The 23,681-nt window shown below is 46.3% G+C and carries 22 protein-coding genes and 1 tRNA gene; 12 read left to right on the top strand and 11 right to left on the bottom strand.

The features are described 5' to 3' along the window. Nucleotides 1-179 precede the first annotated feature (179 nt). Nucleotides 180-5,267: a putative type IX secretion system sortase PorU2 gene (gene porU2, locus JUB15_RS23455; RefSeq protein ID WP_207515097.1), complete on the bottom strand. Its 5,088-nt coding sequence runs from the start codon at nt 5,265-5,267 to the stop codon at nt 180-182. A gap of 36 nt (nt 5,268-5,303) precedes the next feature. After that, nucleotides 5,304-6,413: a putative type IX sorting system protein PorV2 gene (locus JUB15_RS23450; protein ID WP_207515096.1), complete on the bottom strand. Its 1,110-nt coding sequence runs from the start codon at nt 6,411-6,413 to the stop codon at nt 5,304-5,306. A 325-nt stretch (nt 6,414-6,738) separates the two neighbouring features. On the opposite strand from JUB15_RS23450, the gene tyrS reads away from it, so the two are divergent. Continuing rightward, entirely contained in the window at nt 6,739-8,016 is a 1,278-nt protein-coding gene (gene tyrS, locus JUB15_RS23445; protein WP_207515095.1) for a tyrosine--tRNA ligase, read from the top strand. Between the two features lie 150 nt (nt 8,017-8,166). Here tyrS and JUB15_RS23440 read toward each other — a convergent pair whose 3' ends face one another. Further along, nucleotides 8,167-9,489, bottom strand: a complete 1,323-nt coding sequence (locus JUB15_RS23440; RefSeq protein ID WP_207515094.1) for an aminotransferase class V-fold PLP-dependent enzyme — start codon at nt 9,487-9,489, stop codon at nt 8,167-8,169. A gap of 147 nt (nt 9,490-9,636) precedes the next feature. Here JUB15_RS23440 and JUB15_RS23435 point away from each other — a divergent pair. From JUB15_RS23435 to JUB15_RS23425, 3 genes are all read left to right on the top strand, one after another. After that, nucleotides 9,637-9,707: transfer RNA gene (locus JUB15_RS23435), tRNA-Gln, on the top strand. A 387-nt stretch (nt 9,708-10,094) separates the two neighbouring features. Next, complete coding sequence (locus JUB15_RS23430; RefSeq protein WP_207515093.1) at nt 10,095-10,277, top strand: hypothetical protein; 183 nt, start codon at nt 10,095-10,097, stop codon at nt 10,275-10,277. A 292-nt stretch (nt 10,278-10,569) separates the two neighbouring features. Then, entirely contained in the window at nt 10,570-11,535 is a 966-nt protein-coding gene (locus JUB15_RS23425; protein WP_207515092.1) for an alpha/beta fold hydrolase, read from the top strand. A 12-nt stretch (nt 11,536-11,547) separates the two neighbouring features. Here JUB15_RS23425 and JUB15_RS23420 read toward each other — a convergent pair whose 3' ends face one another. The 4 genes from JUB15_RS23420 to JUB15_RS23405 all read right to left on the bottom strand — a co-directional run bounded on the left by JUB15_RS23420 (nt 11,548) and on the right by JUB15_RS23405 (nt 14,866). Further along, entirely contained in the window at nt 11,548-12,474 is a 927-nt protein-coding gene (locus JUB15_RS23420) for a glycoside hydrolase family 43 protein (protein WP_207515091.1), read from the bottom strand. 6 nt (nt 12,475-12,480) lie between these two features. Continuing rightward, a complete protein-coding gene (locus tag JUB15_RS23415) occupies nt 12,481-12,765 on the bottom strand; it encodes a SemiSWEET transporter (protein ID WP_242696489.1) in 285 nt (94 codons plus the stop codon). Nucleotides 12,766-12,842: 77 nt separating this feature from the next. Next, a complete protein-coding gene (locus JUB15_RS23410; RefSeq protein WP_207515090.1) occupies nt 12,843-13,883 on the bottom strand; it encodes a bifunctional transcriptional activator/DNA repair enzyme AdaA in 1,041 nt (346 codons plus the stop codon). Between the two features lie 134 nt (nt 13,884-14,017). Further along, nucleotides 14,018-14,866 carry an NmrA family NAD(P)-binding protein gene (locus JUB15_RS23405; RefSeq protein WP_207515089.1) on the bottom strand — a complete coding sequence of 283 codons (849 nt, stop codon included), beginning with the start codon at nt 14,864-14,866 and terminating at the stop codon, nt 14,018-14,020. Between the two features lie 205 nt (nt 14,867-15,071). Here JUB15_RS23405 and JUB15_RS23400 point away from each other — a divergent pair, with 205 nt between their 5' ends. Together JUB15_RS23400 and JUB15_RS23395 are read left to right on the top strand one after the other, a co-directional pair. Beyond that, complete coding sequence (locus JUB15_RS23400; protein WP_207515088.1) at nt 15,072-15,995, top strand: extracellular catalytic domain type 1 short-chain-length polyhydroxyalkanoate depolymerase; 924 nt, start codon at nt 15,072-15,074, stop codon at nt 15,993-15,995. Nucleotides 15,996-16,440: 445 nt separating this feature from the next. Next, the gene (locus JUB15_RS23395) at nt 16,441-16,845 is read left to right on the top strand and encodes a helix-turn-helix transcriptional regulator (protein ID WP_207515087.1); all 405 of its coding nucleotides are present in this window, start codon (nt 16,441-16,443) and stop codon (nt 16,843-16,845) included. Nucleotides 16,846-17,011: 166 nt separating this feature from the next. Here the strand turns inward: JUB15_RS23395 and JUB15_RS23390 are convergent, their stop codons facing one another. Then, nucleotides 17,012-17,170: a hypothetical protein gene (locus JUB15_RS23390; protein WP_207515086.1), complete on the bottom strand. Its 159-nt coding sequence runs from the start codon at nt 17,168-17,170 to the stop codon at nt 17,012-17,014. A gap of 129 nt (nt 17,171-17,299) precedes the next feature. On the opposite strand from JUB15_RS23390, the gene JUB15_RS23385 reads away from it, so the two are divergent. From JUB15_RS23385 to JUB15_RS23370, 4 genes are all read left to right on the top strand, one after another. Then, nucleotides 17,300-18,088, top strand: coding sequence for a glutaminyl-peptide cyclotransferase (locus JUB15_RS23385; RefSeq protein WP_207515085.1), 789 nt, complete (start codon nt 17,300-17,302; stop codon nt 18,086-18,088). A gap of 266 nt (nt 18,089-18,354) precedes the next feature. Then, nucleotides 18,355-18,744, top strand: a complete 390-nt coding sequence (locus tag JUB15_RS23380) for a hypothetical protein (protein WP_207515084.1) — start codon at nt 18,355-18,357, stop codon at nt 18,742-18,744. 36 nt (nt 18,745-18,780) lie between these two features. Further along, entirely contained in the window at nt 18,781-18,921 is a 141-nt protein-coding gene (locus tag JUB15_RS23375) for a hypothetical protein (protein ID WP_207515083.1), read from the top strand. A gap of 39 nt (nt 18,922-18,960) precedes the next feature. Next, nucleotides 18,961-19,506 carry a hypothetical protein gene (locus JUB15_RS23370; RefSeq protein ID WP_207515082.1) on the top strand — a complete coding sequence of 182 codons (546 nt, stop codon included), beginning with the start codon at nt 18,961-18,963 and terminating at the stop codon, nt 19,504-19,506. Between the two features lie 67 nt (nt 19,507-19,573). On the opposite strand, the gene JUB15_RS23365 is transcribed toward JUB15_RS23370, so the two are convergent. After that, nucleotides 19,574-19,783: a hypothetical protein gene (locus JUB15_RS23365; RefSeq protein ID WP_207515081.1), complete on the bottom strand. Its 210-nt coding sequence runs from the start codon at nt 19,781-19,783 to the stop codon at nt 19,574-19,576. A gap of 320 nt (nt 19,784-20,103) precedes the next feature. Here JUB15_RS23365 and JUB15_RS23360 point away from each other — a divergent pair, with 320 nt between their 5' ends. Together JUB15_RS23360 and JUB15_RS23355 are read left to right on the top strand one after the other, a co-directional pair. Continuing rightward, nucleotides 20,104-20,739: a DUF6266 family protein gene (locus tag JUB15_RS23360; RefSeq protein ID WP_207515080.1), complete on the top strand. Its 636-nt coding sequence runs from the start codon at nt 20,104-20,106 to the stop codon at nt 20,737-20,739. Nucleotides 20,740-20,954: 215 nt separating this feature from the next. Continuing rightward, nucleotides 20,955-21,581 (top strand): DUF6266 family protein, encoded by a 627-nt coding sequence (locus tag JUB15_RS23355; RefSeq protein ID WP_207515079.1) that lies wholly within the window; start codon nt 20,955-20,957, stop codon nt 21,579-21,581. A gap of 135 nt (nt 21,582-21,716) precedes the next feature. Here JUB15_RS23355 and JUB15_RS23350 read toward each other — a convergent pair whose 3' ends face one another. Both JUB15_RS23350 and JUB15_RS23345 read right to left on the bottom strand, forming a co-directional pair. Beyond that, nucleotides 21,717-22,001 (bottom strand): GldM family protein, encoded by a 285-nt coding sequence (locus JUB15_RS23350; RefSeq protein WP_207515078.1) that lies wholly within the window; start codon nt 21,999-22,001, stop codon nt 21,717-21,719. Between the two features lie 70 nt (nt 22,002-22,071). Then, complete coding sequence (locus tag JUB15_RS23345) at nt 22,072-23,493, bottom strand: polysaccharide lyase 6 family protein (RefSeq protein WP_207515077.1); 1,422 nt, start codon at nt 23,491-23,493, stop codon at nt 22,072-22,074. Nucleotides 23,494-23,681 lie beyond the last annotated feature (188 nt).

The raw sequence follows: 23,681 nt of genomic DNA, 5'->3' as shown, positions 1-23,681 counted from the left end.
TGGGCCCCAGGCAAGGAATATGGCCTTCCTGAAACCGCACTGTGCCGTAGTTGCTAAATTATATTTTTTTGCTCTCTTAGCCATACTATTAACGTTTATTAAGGCATGAAATACATGTCAAACAAACCATAAAAAAGGCTGCCTTCTTCGGCAGCCTTGATGTATTTAACAACCTGAGATCATCGCATCAGGTACATTTTTCCATACCCATTATTGAAGAACTTATCCGTGTTATCACCTGCCGCCTTATACTTATCCATTGATTTGCCATCCATGGAAGTGATCACCCGGTACAGGTAAACCCCATTACCAAGTTTCTGCCCATACTGATCGGTTCCATCCCATTTGAACTCGGTGATATTTCTTCCGATATGTAATGGGCCCAGTTCATTCATAGTGATCTCCCTGACGATCTTGCCGGTTACCGTCAAGATCTGGATCCTGATATTCTGTGGCAATTCACTACCCGTAATGGTAAACACAAAGGCAGTAGAAGTACTGAACGGGTTGGGATAGTTCAGCATATTAGAGATCATAGGTTTGGCAATAACCTTGAATGCAACACGGTATTCAATGTCACCGGCTTTATTCCCGCTTTTATCTTTTCCTCTTACGATCAGTTCATAGTCGTCGCCTTCCGGATTGATCTGGCTGGTAAATTGCGGTGTAAAGTCGATCGTGGCAGTATTATCCGATCCGCTGGTGGCAGGTGTAAACCGCAGGGTATCGCTATCATAATGATAGGTTCGCAACGTATTATCGGGATAACGGATCTGCACACTGCCAAGGGTTGTATCTGTAAGCAACATGAATTTCGATTCATCTTTCAGCTTGATCTGGATATGCGGTTTGGCCGATACAATGTCCTTGTTCAAAATATGCACTCCATCGAAAGTAACATCCAGCAAAGGCCTTACCCGGTCGGGTCTCACATAAAAAGGATGATACAGGAAATTATTGAAATGCTCATATTCAGGCTGATGATTATCGTAGTTGAAATCAACGAACAGCATGTTTGAACCGGAGTAATCAACCGTACCCATCTTGAAGTTTACCGTAACCGTGTCGCCGGTGATAATTGGCTTTTGTTTGCCCAGATAAACAACATGGGTAACATTATTCTGGCCAAGTACGGTAGCTCTTACGGCTATACTGTCGAACGACTGTTTACTTATATTCTTAAACGCCACACCGAACCGAACAGTATCACCAAGATCAAATGTGTCCCTCATCACCAGGTACATATTAGGCGCTATCGCTCCCTCCGGTTGCGGTTCGTAATGAATCCGCCAGTCTTTAAGCTGGTAAGGTGTTAACGTAACCGAGTCAATGTTCCGCATTCGCAAAAACATATAAGGGTATTGTACCGGATCAACTGTGGACACATCCTGCACGGGGGTGCTCTTGTTTAACTGATACAGGATGGTTTCCTGTTTGTTTTTATCCACTCCCACTACATCCACAACCGGATCATCGTTAGACGGACTTTCTACCGACGCACCACTCCATTTGACTTCGAACCATTTGCGGGCCGGTCCGAATTTCGGTGAAGTGATGATACCGACCGTATCCGGTGTAAAGCACTCAGATAAAAGGGTGATATGATCATTCGGACCTTTTGAATTAATGTAGCGCGTTGGGAATGTGGTATCTCCTTTCTTATAAATAAAGTTAAAAGACCTCGGTACATAAAATGAATCCAACTCGTAAAATCCGGCATAAAACAATTGATGATACAATGACTTGCCGGGACCATACAACAAAGAATCGGCCTTCCAGGCATCTACATAAACGTTTGCCGGATCGCCTGAGCCAGGACGTTCGGGACTAGCATTATTCCGGATCATCACATAATGGCCATTAGGGATGAGATCGAGGAAATCCATTGCCTGCTTACGGGTTGCCGCATTGTAATGGTAGAACATGAAATTATATTTACGCTGCGTCTGATTGGAACCACAAGTGTGAGAACCATACAAACCCGCAGACCCCACATATTGATTCACCCACGGCTTAAAGGTAACAGGATCAACAACATTAATTATAAGCTCATTAACAGCACATCCCGGCCCCATTGTCAGCGTATCGTCAAGAACAGCGCCATACGCAGTCCCCTGATCGGTCGTAGTTGGATAAACACCGTTCATCAGGTAAGCAAAGTGTTTGGTTTTTCCAAACGCCCACTTTAAACTATCGGTTAACGAAATATGTTCGGTTGCAGATCTCAAATGCTGGTAAAAATGCGATTGACCAAAACCATCTACGGCAGCATTTACATATCTGAAGGAAGCGTTGTTCCAATGATACGGGCTGTTGTCTTTTGGTATTTGCGCCACCCGCCAATAATAAACCATACTATCCTGGTAACTGATACCCGGGTCAAATTCAAGCACCCCGCCTACAGATGTAACAGTCTTGCTCATTTTCATGCTTGAGTTAAACTGCTGCGTAGTATCAATTTCCATTACATACGTGTTAAGCGCACTCAATGCATTCGCTGTAGAGGCATATAATTTCTGCGAAGCGTTATTTATGATAGCGAAATTGTATGGATATACGGGCCGGGCTTCTTCTTCAATAATATAAAACTCCTTGGTTATTGTATTATTCGTTTCAGTTATTTCATCAACTGCGTTATCTGCGTCAATGGTAGCGATGATCCTGTGCAATCCTTTGTCCCGGTTGGAGATAATGGGAACCGTTAACTCCAGTGAATCGGCATAACGGATGCCGGGAATTTTCTGGTTATACAAAATTCCCGTGCTGCCATCGGGAAACTGGCGTTTTATTTCCAAGCGAACCGAGTCAGCATAAGCTTTACCCAAATTAACCAGTTTTATCTTCAGATTGAAATTGTTTTCCGCCAGTGAAATGAATGTGGGCGTTAATTTTATCGATTGATCCTCCAATGCATAATCAGGTCTTGGCTGCGCATTGATGAGCAATGCCGGATCTCCATGCAAAGTCATCTGTTCAGCATGTAAGCGTGAGTAAAAATCATAGGTTCCCGTTGCCTGGATCATGTGCTGTATGGCATCCCGCAGGGTTTCTCCTAATGTTAAGCCATAATCCTTAACGGTAATGGTCGAATAGAATTCTGTAAGATATATGTTCAGGTAATTCACGATACCAAAGTGGGTACTGGCAACAAACCCGATCGATCCCCGTTGTTTGGCCAGGGTGAATTTTTCTGACAGCGTTTCATTGGCTGTTAAGCGCTGCGGGTAATAGGTGAAGAAATCCCCAGCCTTACAACCATTCACAAGGAAAATAGGGTATTTGCCCTGGTTGTTGTAATTCTGCGGATTATCAATATTGAACTCCAGCGTGGTTGAAGAGGAGTGACCAAAATAGGTAAGAATGCTGATCCCTTCAGCGAACTTCTGTGATAGTCTGTCGGCCGATATGATCTCCGTAGGGTTGGTACTTGTTTTACAAAAAGTGGTTACATTGGCGCCAAAACTCGTATCCTTTATAATGTGCCGGTAAATATCCATGTAGTTACATAATACTACCCCCAGATACGGGTCACTGGAACCGGTTACATGCACCACATTTTTCATCCACGCACGGCCATCAATGGTATTCGGCGCGTTTTTCTGCGCCAGATCGTACTCTTTTATTTTCTCCAGATAGTCTTCGATCTCCGTGCCGCTTACAACCGACAAGCGGCCGATCGGCGTGGCAGCCACCGGTATGGTCAGATCTTCGGCACTCAACAGGTTATCTGAACCCGGATAACCAAATGTAGGCACCAGGTTCAACCGGTCGGCGAAAGGATAAGTGGCAGGTCTCCTGTCTGCCGCCTGATAATCTACATAGTTCATACCACGGCCTATCAAAAAAACAAACTTCAGCTTAGTGGTAAAATGCACCCGTGCATACCGGATAAAATTGCGAATGGATAAAGGATGCTTTTTAATCCCGAATGCGAACTGGTCTGTCAATTCATTAATATCGGCAATAATTACTTTATGGCTTCCACCGGCAGCTGATTCGCGATAGACCTTGTAATCATTCACCGGATTATTACCAGAAGAGCCAGTGTATAAAAGCGGGTTGCTGATGATGACGTAATCGCCCTGGAAAGCAGCTTTATTATAATCAGTGAACGTACGGGTGGTCATGCTGGTTACCGTAGTAACATTCCCCGGCTCTTGATTCACCAGCACCAGGTGCCGGCTGGTCACCGCGCCCGGCAATGCAAATCGAATGAAACCTCCGGCTACATCACCCACGTACCGTTCACCGTTCTTCATATCGTATAACACCGGTTGTGCGCTTCCTGCATTGAAATTGCTGATCTGCAAAAAATATCCCGCGCTGCGGGCCGGCAATTCAAATTTGAAGTTGGAGAGCCCGTTAAAATCGAAGTTACGCGGGTAAGTGAACTCGAAGAACGATACCTGCATCCGGTCGTTCCCATTGGCTGAAGTATTGGTAAACGTCACGCTGGCCGTACCGCTGCTGATATCGCTGTTATTCACCGGGGCAGTGCTTACCAGGTCATTGAAATAATTCATGGTTGTATCCTTTACCACTACCCCGTTCACCGACACGCGGATATTACGGCCATTCAACGCATTGCCGCTCGCACCAAACTTTATTGAGGAAGCAGGGCCACCTGCGTACACATTTAAACCGGTAAGGGACGCAGTCCTTGGACCGGAAGGATAAATATCACCACTTCCGAAAACTTCGCCAATATCATAGGAAGAGGAGTATACGTAAACACCTACCTGCGACGCAAAGCCAAGATTCGGCCACCCGCTATTGAAATAATAACCCGCCGTGTCCATAAAATATTGCTCAACCGGCAATGAGTTGCCCGCTACATTATTCGTAATCTCTCTGTACCGGAAACCCGACTGGTTCGTATTGACGCTTAAAAAATAGATGGCGGTATCGGTTTGTAAACTGTATTTTGTCGTGTGCTGATACTCGGGCTGGCGGTACAACGGTTTATCGGGTTTCCCGTCATTACGTTCACCCCAGAACTCCAGGTAACCACCCGAAGGCAATACTCCGCCTGAAACGGATGGATAGAATGGAACTTTTTCCCCATTGCGCCACAGCTCCAGCGATTCTACCGGAACGTTGCCAAGGCCATTGGCATCGAGCAGGGATTTTGGAATACGGTATAACCCTTCATTGGCAACCTTGATCTTATAATAGGTTTGGCTATAATTGATCCACTCATTATTGTATTGCTGGGCAGTAGCAGCAAAACCTGCTACCAACAGCAACAGGGTAAAAATCTTCCTCATAATATACAAGTTTCAGATTCCTTTCAATAGGGTAGTTTACTTTTTATTTACCTTTTTAACCAGATCCACTTTTAACGAAAACACATGGGTATATAACGGATTCGATTGATTGGCGAGGTTGGTAAAGGCATAATCTATGAGCACATTCGACAACCGGAACCCCGCGCCTACCGCAGGCTGATAGATCCATACTTTTTTGGTATTGGTTATATCATCATCGTCCAAAGCGCGCTGAAAATTGTTGATACCGCCGCGCACAAAGAACACATTCTTCCAGGAGGCTTCCAGCCCCAGCTTGGGGTCAACACTGGCAACATTTGAGCTGATGACGGTGTTGCGGCGGCCATCGAAGGTGAGGTCAAAATTGGCCTCGGCCATCAGGTTCAGGTTCTTGTTCAGTTTAAATATGTAGTTACCACCCACTACCAGCTTGGGAGCGGTCAATTCGGTTGATTTACTGGGGATATCGTTACCGGTGTAATAGAACACCTCGCGCATTTTTTCGGGCAGACTGAACGACCAGGCGTTGAAGGTGGTGGTAACATCGCGGGCCATGATACCGATCTTCCATTTCGCATTTACGATCTGGATACCCGCATCGAACCCAAAGCCCCAGGCAGAAGCCATATCGCCGGCTTTGCGATGGATGATCTTGGCATTCACACCGCCGCTGATCTTGCTTTTACCGGTTGATTTAATCGGTTGGGCCAGAGAAAGCAGGAAAGCATAATCGGCCGAAGAAAATGTAGTGATATTGCTGAAGTTGATGGAGCCATCCGCTTCTACGAGGAAAACCGTATTGGGAATATCATCTACGGCAAACCGTAATAACGACAATCCTAAAACCCTTTTATTATCTTTCAGTGGAATTGCCAAGCTGCCATAATCGTATTTACCTATGCCGGCAAAATATTCGGCGTGCATCAAATTGAGCTGGGGATTGTCTTTCACATTCACCAACCCGGCAGGGTTCCAGTAACCAGCCGTGCCATCACTAACCGAAGCGACCTGTGCACTCGCCATCGCCAACCCACGGGCGCCGGCGCCAATATTCAAAAACTCATTAGAATATTTACGGAACTGCGCATAGGAGATCTGCTGTATCATTAACACAACCAGGGTAACGTAAAAACGGGTCGTTTTCATTGATCCAATTTTCGAAATAAGCAACTTGATGATTAGACTATTTCTTTAGGACATTGGCTGCACCCGTAGACAAAGCGTGCTGAACTTATCTTTGAAAATGCTGACATCTTAACAGGTCGGGGCCATCATTTTCAAACGTTTTTAGAATTAAAATATTGCATCTTCTGGGCAAAGTTGCGGTAATCCTTACATTTGCATAATTCATTGATTTACTACATAAAAACCTGTATTAAGGAACCGGTAGATCATGTAAGGATGCGCAAATGTAAAACGTTTGCATCGTGAATCATAATCAAATTTATTACACGCTTAATGTCAATATAATATGAACCTGGTTGCAGAATTAAAATGGCGGGGTATGATACAGGATATTATGCCCGGAACAGAAGAACAGCTCAACAAAGAAATGACTACCGGCTATATCGGTTTCGACCCTACTTCGGATAGTCTTCATATTGGGAGCCTTGTTCCTATCCTGTTACTCGTACACATGCAAAGGGCCGGACATAAACCCATTGCCCTCGTTGGGGGCGCTACCGGCATGATCGGCGACCCCACCGGTAAAAGCGAAGAACGGAGCTTTCTAAGCGAAGATCAGCTGCAAAAGAACCTGAACGGTATTCAAAAGCAACTGGAACAATTCCTCGATTTTGATCCCGCGAAGCCCAATGCGGCTGAAATGGCCAATAATTACGACTGGTTCAAGAACATTTCCTTTATCCAGTTCCTGCGCGATGCGGGTAAACATATTACCGTGAATTACATGATGGCCAAGGACAGCGTAAGAAAACGCATTGAAGGTGAAACGGGCATCAGCTATACCGAGTTTGCCTACCAGCTGATGCAGGGTTACGACTTCTTCTGGTTATATCAACATAAAAACTGCAAGCTGCAAATGGGTGGCAGCGACCAATGGGGTAATATCACCACCGGTACAGAATTTATCCGCCGTAAGGCCGGCGGTGAAGCGTTTGCCCTTACCTGTCCCCTGCTTACCAAAGCCGATGGTGGTAAATTCGGTAAGAGTGAAAAAGGAAATGTGTGGCTGGCGCCCGATAAAACCTCACCATACGAATTTTACCAGTTCTGGCTGAAAGCGTCAGATCTTGATGCTGAAAAATGGATCAAGATATTTACCTTCCTGCCTGCGGATACTATCGATCAGCTGATCGAAGAGCATCGCAAAGATGCGGCCGCCCGGCTGTTACAAAAAACACTGGCCAAAGAAGTGACCGTTTTTGTACACGGAGAAGAAGAATACAACAAGGCAGTAGATACTACGGCAAAATTGTTCGGACAGCAGGAAGCACCCGCAGAATCGCTGAGTGTGGAAGACCTGGAAAGTATGGATGGCGTTACGAAATTCGACTACGAATTATCAAAACTGCAGGCAGGCGTTGACGTGGTTACCTTTCTGGCCGAAACCAAAATATTCCCGAGCAAAGGCGAAGCCCGTAAAATGGTACAGGGCGGCGGCGTAAGCATCAATCGAAAGAAAGTAGAAGATGTACAGTTCAATGTAAACGGTTCTTTACTGCTGCACGAACAATACTTACTGGTGCAGAAAGGGAAGAAACATTATTATCTTGTCAAGATGGCTTAGTTTCACTTAGGCAATTGAAGTAGGAAGTAGGAACTATGAAGTAAGAAATAGCCATTATACTAAATTACTTTACTTGATCTCAGGCATCGTATTTCCTGCTTCTTACTTCCTGCTTCGCTTTCCTGCTTGTAGCAAGCCTTCATCTAGCGCTTACTTTTTATTAAGCTTAGTCCAATAATCAGGGAACGCATGAATGGCTTCCACCAATACATCCAGCTGTTTGGTGGTGGTATAAACATTGGGGGTTATACGCACTCCTTTGATGTTCTCCCATAGTACATTGGTGCTATGGATCTTGTACCGGTTCCATAGGAACTGATCGACGTCTGCCGGTTTTGCGCCAGGCAGATTGAAGTTTACCAGTCCGATACCACAACCATAACCCGGCTTCATCGAGGTGCCAAACTCAATACCCGGAATGTCTTTCACCTTGTTCATCCAGTAATTTTTCAGGTAGAACAGCCGCTGTTCTTTACGCTGCGCGCCGATCATTTCATAAAATTCGATGGCTTTTCCAATCGCCTGTTCAATAAAAAATGGACGGGTGCCAAGGTGTTCGAATTTGCGGATATCATCAGTCTTTGCATCCGGTGCCGCAAACAAGGGATACAGGTTTTTGATCTTTTCTTTTTTTACATACAGAAAGCCGGCGCCGATGCAGGCGCTAAGCCATTTATGCAGACTGGTACCGAAATAATCGGCCCCCAGTTCCCGAATGGTAAATGGAAAATGAGCGAAGCTGTGAGCGCCATCTACCAGCACTTCGATGCCTTTTTGATGAGCGGCATCGGCAATTTTGCGAACAGGCACGATCTGACCGTTCCAGTTGATCACATGGGTAAGGTGCACCACTTTCGTTTTGGAAGTAAAAGCCTGGCTATAGGTGCTGGCCAGCTGATCATCGTCTTCACAGGGCAGTGACAGGTTGAGCCACACCAGTTTGATGCCATCGCGTTGTTCCCGTTGTTTCCAGGCATTGATCATATTGGGGTAATCCTGTTTGGAAAGCACGACCTCATCGCCCGTTCTCAGGGGCAGTCCAAAGATGACGGTTTCCAGCGCCTCCGATGCATTCCGTTGAATAGCAAGTTCTTCCGCATTACAACCGGCTATCCGGGCCAGGTTCTGGCGGAGGGGTTCGCGGCCCTGGTCAAGAATGCGCCACATGAAGTGGCTGGGGGCTTCGTTGCTTTGATCGAAATAGCGTTTCATGGCGTCCTGTACGGTTTTCGGGGAAGGCGCCACGCCGCCGTTATTTAAATTGATGAGGTAGGGCGAAACGGTGTAGGACTGCTGGATAAAATACCAGAAATCTTCGTCGGCGGCCAGTTGATCGGGCGATCTGTCGCTGGCGGTCTGCAAAGCCTGGTGCAGGTTGCGGCTCCAGGCCGGTTGGCTGATAGTTGATAACAGGGAGCCGGCAGAAAGCAGTTGGCAGGCCTTCAAAAAGGAGCGGCGGTTAAAACTGATCATGTGACTGAATTTGGATAAGGAGGATGGGTATTTAATTATAGAACCTGAAAAAATTTCTCACGAAAAATAATGAATAATTGGCATTTTCATTTGGGGAAAAGGATAGAAGCCCTTACTTTTGCACTCCTTTCTAAAAGGACTAAAGGCTGCCCGATAGTATAATGGTAGTACGACAGATTTTGGTTCTGTTTGTCTTGGTTCGAATCCAGGTCGGGCAACAAGAAACCCGCAGCGCAAGCTGCGGGTTTTGTTTTTCAGGAGCGTTGCGAACTCGTTCGCAAAAGCGGATAAAATGCAAAACGACAGCGCCGAAGGCGCGCGGTTTCCTGGGTAATGCAAAGCGGTAATGGATCGCCGAAGGCAATCGAGGTTTCCCATCGCGAAATCTCGAAAATCAGAAATCTCGAAATCCCGAAATCTCAAAATCTCAAAATCCCGAAATCCCGAAATTGAAACTCTATCCAAAGAGCAATGTCACAACGCCGATTACAACTATTGTAGAATAATCACAACACTATGGTCCTTTAATGAGTATTTAATCACATAAAGATTTTAGAACATGGTGGCAAAGGAATTGATGAAATAAGCAGAAATACAATCAATTTATGAAAAACATCTTTTTTGCATTAGCAATCGTATTAGCGGCCATCGGCGCCTGCAATCCACCACAATCAACTACCAATCCTTCATCGGACACTACCGGCACTAACACCAATCGTGATACCACTACAAGAATGCAAACCGACACTAGTGGCGGAACGCAAAGAGATACCAGCATGAATAGATAACATACCACAACACACAGCTAACTTGTAAGGTAATCAGGTGTTATCCCGATCTCACTAACGCCTAATGGCCGTGAGATCTTTATCTGCGCTTACCATTAACATATAATATACAATCGAATCATCTGGTTTCAAACCAGATGATTTTTTTTAGCAGCATTCCATCCCACAAAGTCATTTTCACCCCTGTATTTGGTCCCATTCACACACCTCCTCCTCTTTATGCCCGCACTATCTTTGTTCCATGCAATTGCAATAATCAAGGCAACTACAAAACATTAAAAAAACCAACATTATGAATACAGGAATCAGAACCGCAATCAGGAACAGGCTTAGCCTCATTACGATCATCAGCGCCATTGCAGCCTTTGCACTACAACCAGCCATGGCCGTAGCCCAGCAAAATGTGGCATCCGCAAAACCTGCAAAACAGTCTGCAGCAACCACTAAAGCGCCCATTACCGGTTATGCCCCGGTGAATGGTTTGAAATTATATTATGAAATTCACGGCCAGGGAGAACCGCTGGTACTGCTGCATGGCGGACTGGGTTCATCCGGCATGTTTGGCGATAACATCAACACGTTAACTAAAATAAGAAAGGTGATCACGGTCGACCTGCAGGGTCATGGCCGCACCGCAGATATCGACCGCGAGCTGAATGTAGAATACATGGCCGATGATATTGCAGCCCTGCTGAAACACCTGAAGATCGAAAAAGCCGATATCATGGGCTATTCAATGGGTGGCGGCGTTGCCTTACAAACCGCTATCCGGCATCCGGAAGTCGTTCGCAAACTGGTTGTTGCCTCTACGCCGTTCAAACGCAGTGCTTTTTATCCCGAGATCCTCGCGCAGCAGGCACAGGTTGGACCAGAAGCTGCAGAAATGATGAAACAAACGCCCATGTACCAGTCGTATGCCACTATCGCCCCCAGACCCCAGGATTGGGCCCGACTGCTCACCAAGATCGGGGAAGTGATGAAGAAAGATTATGACTGGTCAGAAAACATCAAAAAAGTGAAAGCGCCAACGCTGGTCATTGCAGCTGATGCTGACCTGTTCCCGCCTTCTCACGCGGTGGAATTATTTGGATTGCTGGGCGGCGGCCAGCGCGATGCCGGATGGGATGGTTCACAACGCCCTGCGAGCCAGCTGGCGATCCTGCCCAACGCCACGCATTACAACATCTTCTTATCGCCTTCTTTATTCACCAATGCTGTTGCATTCCTGAACAATTCCGGACAACAGGCCAGGTGGTAATATCATCAATCGTTATAAGGCCTTCCCGGTGACCGGGAGGGCTTTTTCAATTCCTTCCGAAGTCATCATGATCTTTTTGATCGTACCATCTACATTGAAGTACATATAATCGATACACACCGAACGGCGATGGCTGCCGCCGGCCGGCAGTCCGCCATTATGATAAATGAAGTAGGTCTTTCCATTAAAATCCAGGACGGCCGGTGAATTGGTTTTACAATTGCCTGCAATCTCATTAATGATGCCCTGGAACACCCAGGGACCGTCGATATGCCGGCTCATGACATAGGCCACTTTCTCAGGGAAGCCGTAACCATACAAAAGATAATACCATCCATTGCGTTTATAGATCCAGGCGCCTTCCGTAAATTCAGGCAGGTCTATTTTTTGAATCGGCCCGTCCAATTCTATCATATTCTCCTTCAGCTTCACATAATAACATTGCGAATTGCCCCAGAACAAGTAGGCCTGCCCGTCATCATCGATCAATACCGTAGGGTCAAGATTGATCTTGTTCTCCCCCGGCACACCGATCGTTTCATTCGTGATCAGCGCTTTGCCCAACGCATCCGTAAACGGCCCTTCCGGTTTGCCGGCCACGGCAACACCAATGGCTTTACCGGGAATGGAACCATGTGACACGGCAACATACCAGTAAAATTTTCCTGCACGATGAATGACCTGAGAAGCGTAAGCATCACCTTTGGCCCAGGCAAAATCAGTGGCCCGCAGGGGCACGGGATGTTCTACCCAATGCACCAGATCTTTAGAGGAAAAGCAACACCAATCCTTCATCACATAATCCTCCACACCATCCGGCGGTTCATCATGGCCGGTATACATGTAAACAATACCGTTGTGCTCGATGGCTGCCGGATCGGCCGTATACTTATGCCTGATGACCGGATTTCCTGCATACCCGTTGTTTGCTGCTGACATAACCTTTCATTTTTTCTTAGCTGCCGCTTTTTTTATCTTATACTTAAGGGAGAACACGACGATCAGGGAATTCACCACGAACGAAAAGCAATTCGTCGCGATGATGGGGAGGTCTTTTTTCAATATACCATACCATATCCAGCCGCTCACACCAGCCAGTAAAACAATAAACATTCCAAGGGAAACACTTTCCGCTTTTTTCTCCCGAAGGATCTTGACAAGCTGAGGCACCAGCGAAGTAGATGTCAGGACGCCCGAGAGAATGCCGATATACTGGCTGTATTCGTTCAAGTTTTCCTATTTACCTAAAATAGTATGCCAGCAGCATCCGCTATACATGAGGAATTTTCAATATAGATCGCTTTTTTTCACCGGTTGTTCTTTTCCAGGTTCAGCAACCATTGTTTGCGCCATAAGCCGCCGCCGTAACCGGTCAAATGACCGTCGGACCCGATCACGCGGTGACAGGGCACCAAAATGGAGATCTTATTCATCCCATTGGCATTAGCAACTGCCCGCACTGCGGCAGGTTTGGCAATTGCGGTTGCCTGTTGACTATAGGTGCGTGTTTCGCCATAGGGAATGGCCTGCAATGCTTTCCACACTTCATTTTGAAATGCGGAGCCGGGCGTACACAATGGAACGGAAAAGGATTTCCGCTTCCCCGCAAAATATTCTTCCAGCTGTTCTTCCAGTATTTTAAAGTGGTCGTTCTCCCCCTGTACAACAACAGCATTCAATGATTTGGCCAACATGATAAATTCGGTTTCCAGCATTTTGCGATCGGTAAACTCAAGCAGGCAAACGCCTTCATTGACGGCCCCTGCGAACATCGTACCCAACGGGGTTTCCAGTCTTTTCAGATCAATGATCCGCTGCGTTTTGCTTTTATTGGGAGAAACACCAAAGATCTTTTTAAAAGAATCGCCAAAACCACTTAAGGATTCAAAACCCGATTCAAAAGCAGAATCGGTTACCGTGGCGCCATCCTGCATTTTTTTGAAGGCAGAATTAATTCTGTACAAACGCTGGTAGGCCTGGAAGGTCATGTTATGGTTTTTCAGGAACCAGCGTCTTACCTGGTGCGGCTCCATTCCCCGCTTTACCAGGTCATAATCTTTTATCTTCAGGGAAGGATCATTGTTCAGATCCTCCAGCAACTGCTTTATCAGCTCGGGCGTCTGGTTCAGTCTTTCCAGCGGTCTGCAGGTTTTGCAGGGCCTGTACCCTTTCTGCAATGCGTCTTTAGAGGAGAAAAAAAATTCCACGTTTTCCCGTTTGGGCTTGCGGGCCGTGCAGGAAGGCCGGCAAAATATGCCCGTGGTTTTAACCGCCGTAAAGAACACCCCTTCAAACTTCGTGTCTTTCTCGAGTAGGGCTTTGTACATGATGTCGCCGGTAAGTTCCATAAACTTCTGTTTAATCCGTCAAAAATAAGCCGAAGCTATGGAGCTGCACAACCGGAAATTTGACAGGTATTTCTGATCTTCAACGTGCCCCGGCCGTTTTTGCAACAACCTAAAGCACGCCCAGGCTTTCGATCTTAAACAGTTTCCGAATTCCATACGCCGGTAGCTGCCGTACGTTTAACATAATCCGTAAAATCGGTAGCAGGCCTTCCCAATGCTTCCTGCACGCCGTTTGCCAGCTTTGCATTGCGGCCATCGAGCACCTCGGTGAACAGGTAGCTGATCAACCAGACAAAATTGTCGGGTAAGTCATACGCTTTCAACATGGCCTTATAGTCTTCCATCGGCACCTGTTCATATACGATCGGTTTACCGGTTTCCTGGCCAATGATCTCAATGGCTTGTTTGAATGTCAACAGCCGTGGACCGCTCACTTCATACAGCTTACGGCTATGGCCAGGTTGAGTGATGGCAGCCACGGCCACTTCGGCTATATCTTCAGCATCAACAAAAGGTTCGGGAATGTCCCCCGCCGGCAGGGCAACATGTCCGGCCAGGATTGGTTCCAGCATATAGCCTTCGCTGAAATTCTGGAAGAACCAGCTGGCGCGCACGATCGTCCAGTTGAGCGGGGAGGCCATCACGATGTTTTCGCATGCCTGTGCTTCCGCTTCACCGCGGCCCGATAATAACACCATTTGCTGAACGCCGTTTTTAATGGCCAGGTCGGTTAAGGTTTGAATGGCGTCAACAGCGCCGGGTACGGCCAGGTCGGGAAAATAAGATACATACAGCGTGTGCATGCCCTGGATGGCTTTTTCCCAGGTAGCCTGGTTTTCCCAGTCAAAGGAGCGGTCGCCGGATCTTGAGCCAACGAATACCGGCCAGCCAAGTTCCCGTAAACGGGCCACTACCCTGCTGCCGGTTTTACCTTTACCGCCTAATACCAAGGTGTTTGCTTTGTTGTTTTGTGTAGCGTTCATAGTTTGTAATTTTTTATCAAAGCTATGGCGGCGCCAGGCGCAGAAATAGAACAAAACCGACACGGCGGCCAATTACCGGTTGCTGGTCGCCGGTTGCAGGTTCCCGGTTACCATCTGAAACATCAGCCCTGAATATAGCAGCCTCACCCCGAATTCCAACAGGCGTTTACCACCACTCCTCAATTTTGTCCTGAAAAAATATAACATGAAACAAAATATCAAGTACGTATTAATGACGTTATTGACGTTTCCTGTCTGGGGCTGTAAAAAAACAGACGATCCGCCCCTAACCATTTTTCACTTCTATGACACCTTACGAACCGATGGTTATACGCGGCGTTACCTGGTGAACCTGCCGCCGGATTATAACAATAATCAACATTTTCCGCTGGTAATAGCATTACATGGCACCGGCGGCAGCGCCCTACAGATGGAACATGATTACGGGCTTACAGCCAAGTCGAACAAGGCAGGGTTTATTGTCGTGTATCCCGAAGGTGTGCGGGGAGATGGCAGGTTGGGTATACGCACGTGGAATGCCGGCCGGTGTTGTGATTATGCGATGGAGCAGCAGGTGGATGATGTGTTATTCATAAGGCAGCTGATAGAGAAATTAACAGGCGATTTAAAGATCAATCCGAAGCGGATCTATGCCACCGGCATGAGCAATGGCGCTATGCTGACGTACCGGTTGGGCTGCGAGTTGTCGCACCAGCTGGCGGCCATTGCGCCGGTAAGCGGCACACTGATGACCACAGAACCGTGTGCACCTGTGCGGCAAGTACCCGTGTTGCACATTCATTCGGCGTTGGACGACAAAGTACCATTTAACGGAGGTTATGGTTTGGCGAACTATTATTTTACACCGGTAGATTCAGCCTTGCGGGTATGGGCGGGAATCAATGGCTGTGATGCAGATCCACAGCAGATCACGGAAGCATCATTGTACACCCGATGGCAGTACAATGGATGTATGAATGGCGCAATGGTGCAATGGTATATAACAAAAGATGGAGGCCATTCATGGCCGGGAGGTTTGGCGGCGCGGCCGGCGGCAGATCCGCCATCGGCAGCATTCAGTGCGGCAGATCTGATCTGGGATTTTTTTCAGCAGCACGAATTACCATAAATGTTTTGAAAGCGACCAAGGAAGCTCCACATTTGTCGGAGCTTCTTTGTTATATTGCATACTATACAGAGGCAAAAATGTATAAAGGTACATATTCCGATCAGTGCCGTAGCGAAGCAGTTTCGCCGTTTTGGCAAAATTCAAAAATGCACATTCTTAATTTACAGGAAAATACATAGAGCCAATATAAATATTAAAGCAGAGTATGATAGTTCTCTACATTTACAATACAGAAAGGGATGTGACATACAAGACATCACACTAACGGTTACATGTACTTTGGCATCGGGGTTAGTGACCATGATACAACCTTAATTTTTTTGAAAGTGGAAGCAGCCTTCCTGTTACAGGAAGAACAATATACCAATGACCGGCATTGAGAGCCTGCCGGTTATTGACACGGAATTGTTATAACCACATCTGTTCACTTGCCTTAACCTATATTATGAAAAAGAAACGATCCAAAGATTTAGAAAAATTAATAGAGGTAGAAAATATCTTCACTTGGGAATGTCACCGCAAATTAACCGAAAAAGAACTGGCCAAACGGGTTGGCATGGGCGTAGAAGAGCTCAGGCTCAAATACAGGAAATGGTCATCCCGGTCATTACATAGTGGACTTACCTTCGCCCGCATGCACCAGGCCCGGCTGTTGCTCGAAAATGCAGAACGCTCTGTACAGAGTATAGCGGCAGAAGTAGGGTATACCAACACGCAATCCTTCTCCCAGCAGTTTAAAAGAATGTTTGATTATAGCCCCCAGGTTTACAGAAAGATTTTTTATCCTTTACCCACCACACAGCAAGCAGCTACCCCCTCTAACCGCCGAAAGCCGAGAAGCACGAAATAACGAGGCTGTACTTTTTATAATCATTAAAGCCTGGCGGCACTGTAGCATAAACAGAGCAGAATAGATATTAACAAAATCAACTTCTCCAGAACAGATTTCCTGGGCGTTTCGGTAGCCAATAAAAAAGGCGCTCAACAGAGAGCCTGAATCTATATAAATTCCATTATTATTTCTTTACAAGCCGGGCATCATCAAGCCATCTTTTTTGCTTCTTCCCATTTTCTTCGGAAATAGCATCTTCCCTTTTATTTGTGAAGCTACTAAAGCTAAGACCCACTTTCGAAACTTTCACGAATTCCGTTGATCTGTTCTCTTTTTGCTTCATTCGTAAATATAAACGTTTTTTTGAAGCCATTCTAATTGTAAACATAACCAGGAAGTGCAAACTTAAAATTTGACCATAATCAACTACTTTTATAAATAAACATGCCAAACCAACTTTTCCTGTTCAGCAATGAAACACATCCTATACCTCACCGCCCTGATCTCCATCCTCTCCAGCTGCAACGCAGCTGATGATGACAATGCCCCTGTTACCCCCGCCATCTCCTATGAAGAAACAAACTATTTCTTTCACGACACATCCTTATATACGGAAGGACTGCTGGTGCATAACGGACAATTATTCGAAAGCACCGGATCGCCGGATACCTTTAGAAAATCCCTGATCGGCATAAACGATCTCAAAACCGGCCGCTTTGAAAAGAAAACTGTCTTTGCCAATAAAAGGCTGTTTGGCGAGGGCATCACCTTTTTTAAAGACAGGCTGTATCAACTCACCTATAAAACACAACGCGGCTTCATCTACGATGCGAACTCATTCAGGCTGCTCGATTCGTTCACCTATAGAAATAAAGAAGGCTGGGGCCTCACAACTGATGGTTACCATTTGATCATGAGCGATGGTACCGACACCTTAACCTACCTGGATCCTGCCACCCTGAAACCTGTTAAAACCCTGCCGGTACACGAGAACGGGTTTAAACGGGACAGCCTGAACGAACTGGAATATATTAAAGGACATATCTACGCTAATATCTGGCTCACCAACAACATCGTTAAAATAAACCCGGCGAATGGACAGATAGTCGGCAGGCTTGATATCAGTCCGCTGGCCTTTAAGGCATCGATGAAAAATCCTGATTGCGGTGAGCCCAATGGTATTGCCTGGGATTCAACCACCGGCCATTTATACATTACCGGAAAGCTGTGGCCCTACATCTTCCAACTAAAAATGCCTTAGCTCAATTTTACGAATCACGCCTGAAAAAAAATGACTTAAATCAAAAAATAGCACGAGTCCCACAACGGGACTGAAAGTTTAACGTTCTTCATTGCCTCCCATGTAAATTTAATGTAGCTTGCAACACTGCCTGTTCCCGTTATACCCACCCTATAGAACCCGACTGGATTTTTTGCCTGATTAGTAGGTTATCATGTGCTCTACATAACCTGATCGTTCTTTTCCCAATCAACCATTGGAAAAAGTCTTATTAAATGAAGCCATATATGAAAAGGCAAAGACGACCATTGAATTGTCCTACGTTAAAACAGTACCTGTCATCTAAACGCGCCATCACTCCCATCATCTCCCGCGGAGTATTTGCAAGGCCCATTCCCGATGTAATGAAATATTTTTACCCGCATAAACCCTATCGTCCCCGCTTAAGTATTACCCTGGAAGATATCGCCGGTATACTCGCCCTGACTGACGATGAAGCCCGGAAGGTGATGCGGGAGATCGACGCCATGCCCGGCAGATCAAAATATCCCTTTATTACAGTAAAAGACATGGCCGCCTTTCTGAAAATAAATCAATGGCGGATCCAGCATTATTTCTACAGCTGCATGATCTATGAGTATTACGAAATGCGTCAAAGGCACCGGAAGAATAAATAAGCACATTAATTAATTCCAACACCACAATTCATTTGTATGCTAAAAAGTTTCAACAAGAAAAAAGTACTGATGCGCTCAGCCAAGAAAAAGAAAGGCCGCAAGATCTCCATTCACCGGATGCGACAGAAACGCCGCAGACGGGCAGCAGCGTTATTACGTGGTCTGCGACCTGTATAAGAGTTTACTCCCCATTAACTATACCTAAACACTTTTTCAATGAGAACACCATCTTCCTCTCCTGTCAATTCCTCATCGCTTATCGCCGTGAAGGCTGTTATCTCCCCCTCAGTTCCAGACAAACGATTTAAAAGATACCATCGCAAGCAAAAGAAAGAGGCGCCGCTTAAACAAGATCGCGTTAAAGTTAAACTGCCTGACGGACTATATTTCCGAAAAGATCAGCTATCGAAAGGCCATGTCCTGGAGTTTATGCCGTTCAAAAAGTACTTTAAGAAAAAAGACATAAAGCTCCAGGAGAAGAAAAAGAAACTCCGGGGCGCCCGAAAAAAAGAAGCAGCCAGATTATATAAACTAAAATACCCGCTGGGCGAACCAAGAGCCAGCAGGCCGGCGCCACCCTACCGCGGCGATATAGATACCAGTGTTCTGCAAAGATTTCATAACCTCAGCCCGCGAAGTGCCCGCAGGCGCCTGAACACCGTTAAAAAGCATCTCGGCAAACAAAGAGATCACGTGCTCACCGTTAATGAATATTGTAAACACAAGAATATTCCGCTCGAGGATATTATTCCATACCTGTAACAACGCACTCGTCGCAGCCTAATTCATATTGTGGCAGAATATTATCTCAAAAGAAAATGCAATCGCATCACTTGGTGGTGTTGTTCATTTCGCGAAATTTTACCAGGTTATTATTTGACAATTGATATTTTGATGCACTAAAAATCGCTACTTTCTCCCACTCTGCTCCCATCCTGGTCCAGGACTTGTTCGGGATTTCTTCGGGATATCCCGAAGAAATCCCAGTGCGCTCATTGGTGAATCCCGAAGAAATCCCGAACAAACTATCTTCTTTCATAGGTAACCGAGCTTATTGCCATACGATATTTCTTTCACATCATTTTCAGCAACAGCCCTCAGAATCGGATCACATCACATTGACCATCAACGCTATCCCGATCCAAAACGACCAAAAACGGCCGTTTTGGACCTCTTTCGGCATAAAGTCAGCACGAACGGTTACAATGTATCAGATTCGGTTGTCGGTTGTCCGTTGATGATACTTCGTATAACACTTGCTCCTACATATGTATCGCACCAGGCAGCTGATCAAATACCGGTTATGAACATGTGCTAAGTGCAGTAACAATCATTTTTTCACTTTTAAAACTTAAAACAATGGCACGGTTACAAAAAGGAATCCTGGATGACATTTCAGGAAAAGTCGGAAAGGTAGTTGGCAGTAAATGGCGTGGGGTTAACTACATACGCAGTGTAGGATCTAAACGCAGCAAAAGCCCAACACTTAAACAGGAAGAACAACAGGCTAAATTTATAGTAGCCTCTTCCTTATCACAAAGCATGCATGATCTGTTCGAGCTTGGCTTCAAAGATCACGCTATCAGAATGACAGGCACCAATTATGCCCAGTCACTCATCCTTAAAGGAGCGATTATTGGCGACTATCCGGATTTCAGGATCGCTTATGATCGGTTATTAGTTAGCAAGGGTAAATTAGCCAACGTAGAGCAACCAGCTGTTGCCACACCTGCCGCCGGCGTCATCCAGTTCACCTGGAGCGACACGGACGGAGATGGAAAGGAAAAGCCTACAGACGTAGCTATCCTCGTTGCTTATTGCCCCGAGCTCAATCGCACTATTTTTAAACACGGCTCATCCCGTGACGCAAAAAGTGCAACGCTCAATGTGCCCAAATTCACGGGCAAACTGGTGCATACCTGGCTCACCTTCATGTCGGCCAACGGCAAATTGATGGCCTCCAGTGTATATACCGGTGAAGTAACGATCACTTAACCTGTATCCATCGCCCAATCAGGGGCAAAACAACACGCCGTATGTACGTACGGTAATTATCCCGGTTCGTATCGGGAAGGCAAAATGCCAAACTCAACTAAAATGTTACCCCGAGGGCCCCGGGGTAGCATTTTAAAATCAGCAGTTGAACAAATAAAGATCTTTTTAACCGACATTTTTACAACTTATTTATTAAACACGCTAAAACATATTTTATGGCACTCCAAAAAAATCTATTTCAATTTACAGGCAAACTGGGTAATGTAGTTGGCTATTCTCACAACGGAAAATATTGCTTGCGCAGCGCCCCCGTTCGCAAAAACAAAAGCCTTTCTACCGCACAAATGGCGCATCAGAGAAAATTCGCCTTCAGTCAGAAATTTGTCGCCAGCCTCACGCCCCTGCTCTCTTTGAGCATGACTGGCAATAAAAAAATAACCTACTCAAACTTCGTAATGTCCCACACTATGAAAAATGCGTTGTATGGCAGCTATCCTGATTATCATATTAATTACAGCCTAGTGCGCGTATGTCATGGTCATTTACAACCGGCCTGGAAAGAAAAGGTCACTGCTGCATCCCAAAACATAATCTTTAGCTGGGAAAACAACAGCGGCCATGGTAATGCGAAAGAAGATGACAATTCGGTGCTGGTGGTTTATTGTGAAGCACTGAACCAGTGCATTTATAGCATCAATGGTGCCGAACGCCGTTACTGTGCTGCCGTCTTCCCCGTAGCTCAATTTCAAGGTCAACGCGTACAAACATGGATGGCATTCAGATCAGCTACTGGAAAACTCATCTCGCACAGCACCTATACCGGCGCTTTGTTTATTACCTGATCTCCAAAACCGTAACGTTCGTTTAGCTATAGCAGATCACGCTACTACATAATTGTTTTCTTGCGACATAAAAGTCAACAAAAAAGGGGCTGTTTTCGTGCAGCCCCTTCTTTATTTTCAATCAATCATCATCGCTCACTTCCCAACCGTAAACACCATGCTCGCAGGCACCTTGCGCGCTTTACCATCCGGCAGCATAGCAGCAACCTCATCGATAATGATCCGCTGGCCATTCTCGAGTGACCGGATCAACTTTATCTGCTCAGCCGAAAAACTGCCCTGTTGGGCACTGGCCGTTTTTCCTTCGGTATTTCCGTTGGTGAGCAGGCTCACCCTGAACGACACTACTTTAATAGGAATATCAATAATAGTAGATCGAAAAATATTTTTTCCCTGGAAACAAAAAATCCGGAAGCGCATACTTGCAGTATGCTCTTCCGGACCCTATTGTTTTTATTGACCTTGTTCCAGGCCTATATCACTCGTCAACTTATTTCGTTTCCACACCCACATCTTTGGGATCCAGGATCTTCGCCGTCACCGGCGCAGTGCTCACTTCATCGGCGCCTGCATCCAGTGGCAAGGTTCTCGGCTGCCCGTCCATGTCAGTGGTGATGGCGGCATACCTGTTCACCGCTTTCTTGCCCTTGGGCGCCGCTACCAGATCAATGGCCGGACTACCGGGCAATAAATGAATGGTGGCGCTTTGTCCGCGGCCGAGTTTGGGATCGCTGGTGGTAAAACTGCCGTCCGGCATATCGCCCTTGCTCTCTGCATTGAAAACGATATTTCCTTCCCATACCGGATTCGTATACGGACCGGCAATCGTTGCTGCGGCTCCACCCCCTCTGATAATGTTATACGCTACTGTAATTGCTGTTGCCCCCAGGCCCTTGTCGCGGCCGGCCATCGCAATTGGCGCTTTGGCGCTGATGATGGTATTGAATGCGATCAGTACACGATCGGGGCGGTCGTGGCAGGTAAGCGCTGCTCCATCTGCTACTTCGCCATCGCCATTACCAATGTTGATGCCCACGCTGCACACCTCGAAATAATTGCTGTGTACCAGGTGATCATCGCCAAAGATGCGCAGTCCGGGTGTATTGTGAAAATAATTGCCATACACCTGGCAGAAGTTGCCATGCCGCAGGGTGAATTGCGCTTTGCAATTGCGAATCGTATTGTATCGCAGTGTCACTGCCGAAGCCTTCACCGAGATAAGCTCATTCTCACCATGGCATTCTTCAAACAAATTATATTCTACAATGCTGTTGCTTTTCGACATACTCAATCCGCTCAGGCCAAACTGGAATGCTTCAGCGCCATTAGGCCCGCCCTGGAATTCAAAATTGTAAAAATAATTGTGGTGGATCCACAGGCGCTCGGCAATCTGTTTGCCTTCGCCACGAATGGCGAGGTAACGGCCCATGCTTTTTTTGTTCTGGAAAGTATTGTGATCGATCTCATGATCGCTGCCGGCAATGGTGAGGTCTTCGCCGGCGCCTTCATTCTCGAAGATATTGCGGGTCCACCGGCAAAAGCTGCTTCCGGATAACGAGCGGGCGCGGGAGGCGGAATGGGTAAATTTAAATCCACTGATCACGACGTATTTGGCGCCGCTCGCCAGGCTGATACCACCGAGTCCGGTCATCTCTACCTGTCCAACCGTTTCGGCCATCACAATGATCGGTTTATCGGCCGTTCCGGCGCGGCTGATAACAATATCTGTTCCGGTCGTGTACTGACCATTCGTCACCAGCACCGTATCGCCGGGATTTGCTTCATTAACGGCCTTTTGAAAAGCGCCGATGAACTTTACAACAATGGTTTTTGCAGTAGCTGTTGGTGTGCCGGCACTTACCATTACCAAAAGGCAGACTGCCAATCGCAGGGGGCGTATAATTTTTTTCATGCAGGATATTTTACCTATACTATTATAACAATCTGGCAAAGATATTATTGTATAAGAACGCAAAACGCTCAACGCAGAACGCTTAACACGGAACGCAGAAGGCAGAAGACACGCCAAAGTGGCCAACCCTTACCATTCCATCATTTTCTAAGCGCAACAGGAAAAGCGCGGAGCGCTATCCGAAAACT

This window comes from Longitalea luteola (assembly GCF_017356035.1).
GTDB lineage: Bacteria > Bacteroidota > Bacteroidia > Chitinophagales > Chitinophagaceae > Niastella > Niastella luteola.
The sequence above is the reverse complement of the archived record's forward strand: the minus strand, read 5'-3'. Positions and strand labels throughout refer to the sequence as shown.

Excerpts from the sequence above, each read along its gene's own strand:
- JUB15_RS23395 (WP_207515087.1), top strand. The coding sequence starts at position 16,441 with ATGAAAAAGAAACGATCCAAAGATTTAGAAAAATTAATAGAGGTAGAA.
- JUB15_RS23385 (WP_207515085.1), top strand. The coding sequence starts at position 17,300 with ATGAAACACATCCTATACCTCACCGCCCTGATCTCCATCCTCTCCAGC.
- JUB15_RS23355 (WP_207515079.1), top strand. The coding sequence starts at position 20,955 with ATGGCACTCCAAAAAAATCTATTTCAATTTACAGGCAAACTGGGTAAT.
- tyrS (WP_207515095.1), top strand. The coding sequence starts at position 6,739 with ATGAACCTGGTTGCAGAATTAAAATGGCGGGGTATGATACAGGATATT.
- JUB15_RS23375 (WP_207515083.1), top strand. The coding sequence starts at position 18,781 with ATGCTAAAAAGTTTCAACAAGAAAAAAGTACTGATGCGCTCAGCCAAG.
- JUB15_RS23365 (WP_207515081.1), bottom strand. The coding sequence starts at position 19,783 with ATGAAAGAAGATAGTTTGTTCGGGATTTCTTCGGGATTCACCAATGAG.
- JUB15_RS23450 (WP_207515096.1), bottom strand. The coding sequence starts at position 6,413 with ATGAAAACGACCCGTTTTTACGTTACCCTGGTTGTGTTAATGATACAG.
- JUB15_RS23405 (WP_207515089.1), bottom strand. The coding sequence starts at position 14,866 with ATGAACGCTACACAAAACAACAAAGCAAACACCTTGGTATTAGGCGGT.
- JUB15_RS23370 (WP_207515082.1), top strand. The coding sequence starts at position 18,961 with ATGAGAACACCATCTTCCTCTCCTGTCAATTCCTCATCGCTTATCGCC.
- JUB15_RS23380 (WP_207515084.1), top strand. The coding sequence starts at position 18,355 with ATGAAAAGGCAAAGACGACCATTGAATTGTCCTACGTTAAAACAGTAC.
- JUB15_RS23345 (WP_207515077.1), bottom strand. The coding sequence starts at position 23,493 with ATGAAAAAAATTATACGCCCCCTGCGATTGGCAGTCTGCCTTTTGGTA.
- JUB15_RS23430 (WP_207515093.1), top strand. The coding sequence starts at position 10,095 with ATGAAAAACATCTTTTTTGCATTAGCAATCGTATTAGCGGCCATCGGC.
- JUB15_RS23440 (WP_207515094.1), bottom strand. The coding sequence starts at position 9,489 with ATGATCAGTTTTAACCGCCGCTCCTTTTTGAAGGCCTGCCAACTGCTT.
- JUB15_RS23350 (WP_207515078.1), bottom strand. The coding sequence starts at position 22,001 with ATGCGCTTCCGGATTTTTTGTTTCCAGGGAAAAAATATTTTTCGATCT.
- JUB15_RS23400 (WP_207515088.1), top strand. The coding sequence starts at position 15,072 with ATGAAACAAAATATCAAGTACGTATTAATGACGTTATTGACGTTTCCT.
- JUB15_RS23425 (WP_207515092.1), top strand. The coding sequence starts at position 10,570 with ATGAATACAGGAATCAGAACCGCAATCAGGAACAGGCTTAGCCTCATT.
- JUB15_RS23410 (WP_207515090.1), bottom strand. The coding sequence starts at position 13,883 with ATGGAACTTACCGGCGACATCATGTACAAAGCCCTACTCGAGAAAGAC.
- porU2 (WP_207515097.1), bottom strand. The coding sequence starts at position 5,267 with ATGAGGAAGATTTTTACCCTGTTGCTGTTGGTAGCAGGTTTTGCTGCT.
- JUB15_RS23390 (WP_207515086.1), bottom strand. The coding sequence starts at position 17,170 with ATGAAGCAAAAAGAGAACAGATCAACGGAATTCGTGAAAGTTTCGAAA.
- JUB15_RS23360 (WP_207515080.1), top strand. The coding sequence starts at position 20,104 with ATGGCACGGTTACAAAAAGGAATCCTGGATGACATTTCAGGAAAAGTC.
- JUB15_RS23420 (WP_207515091.1), bottom strand. The coding sequence starts at position 12,474 with ATGTCAGCAGCAAACAACGGGTATGCAGGAAATCCGGTCATCAGGCAT.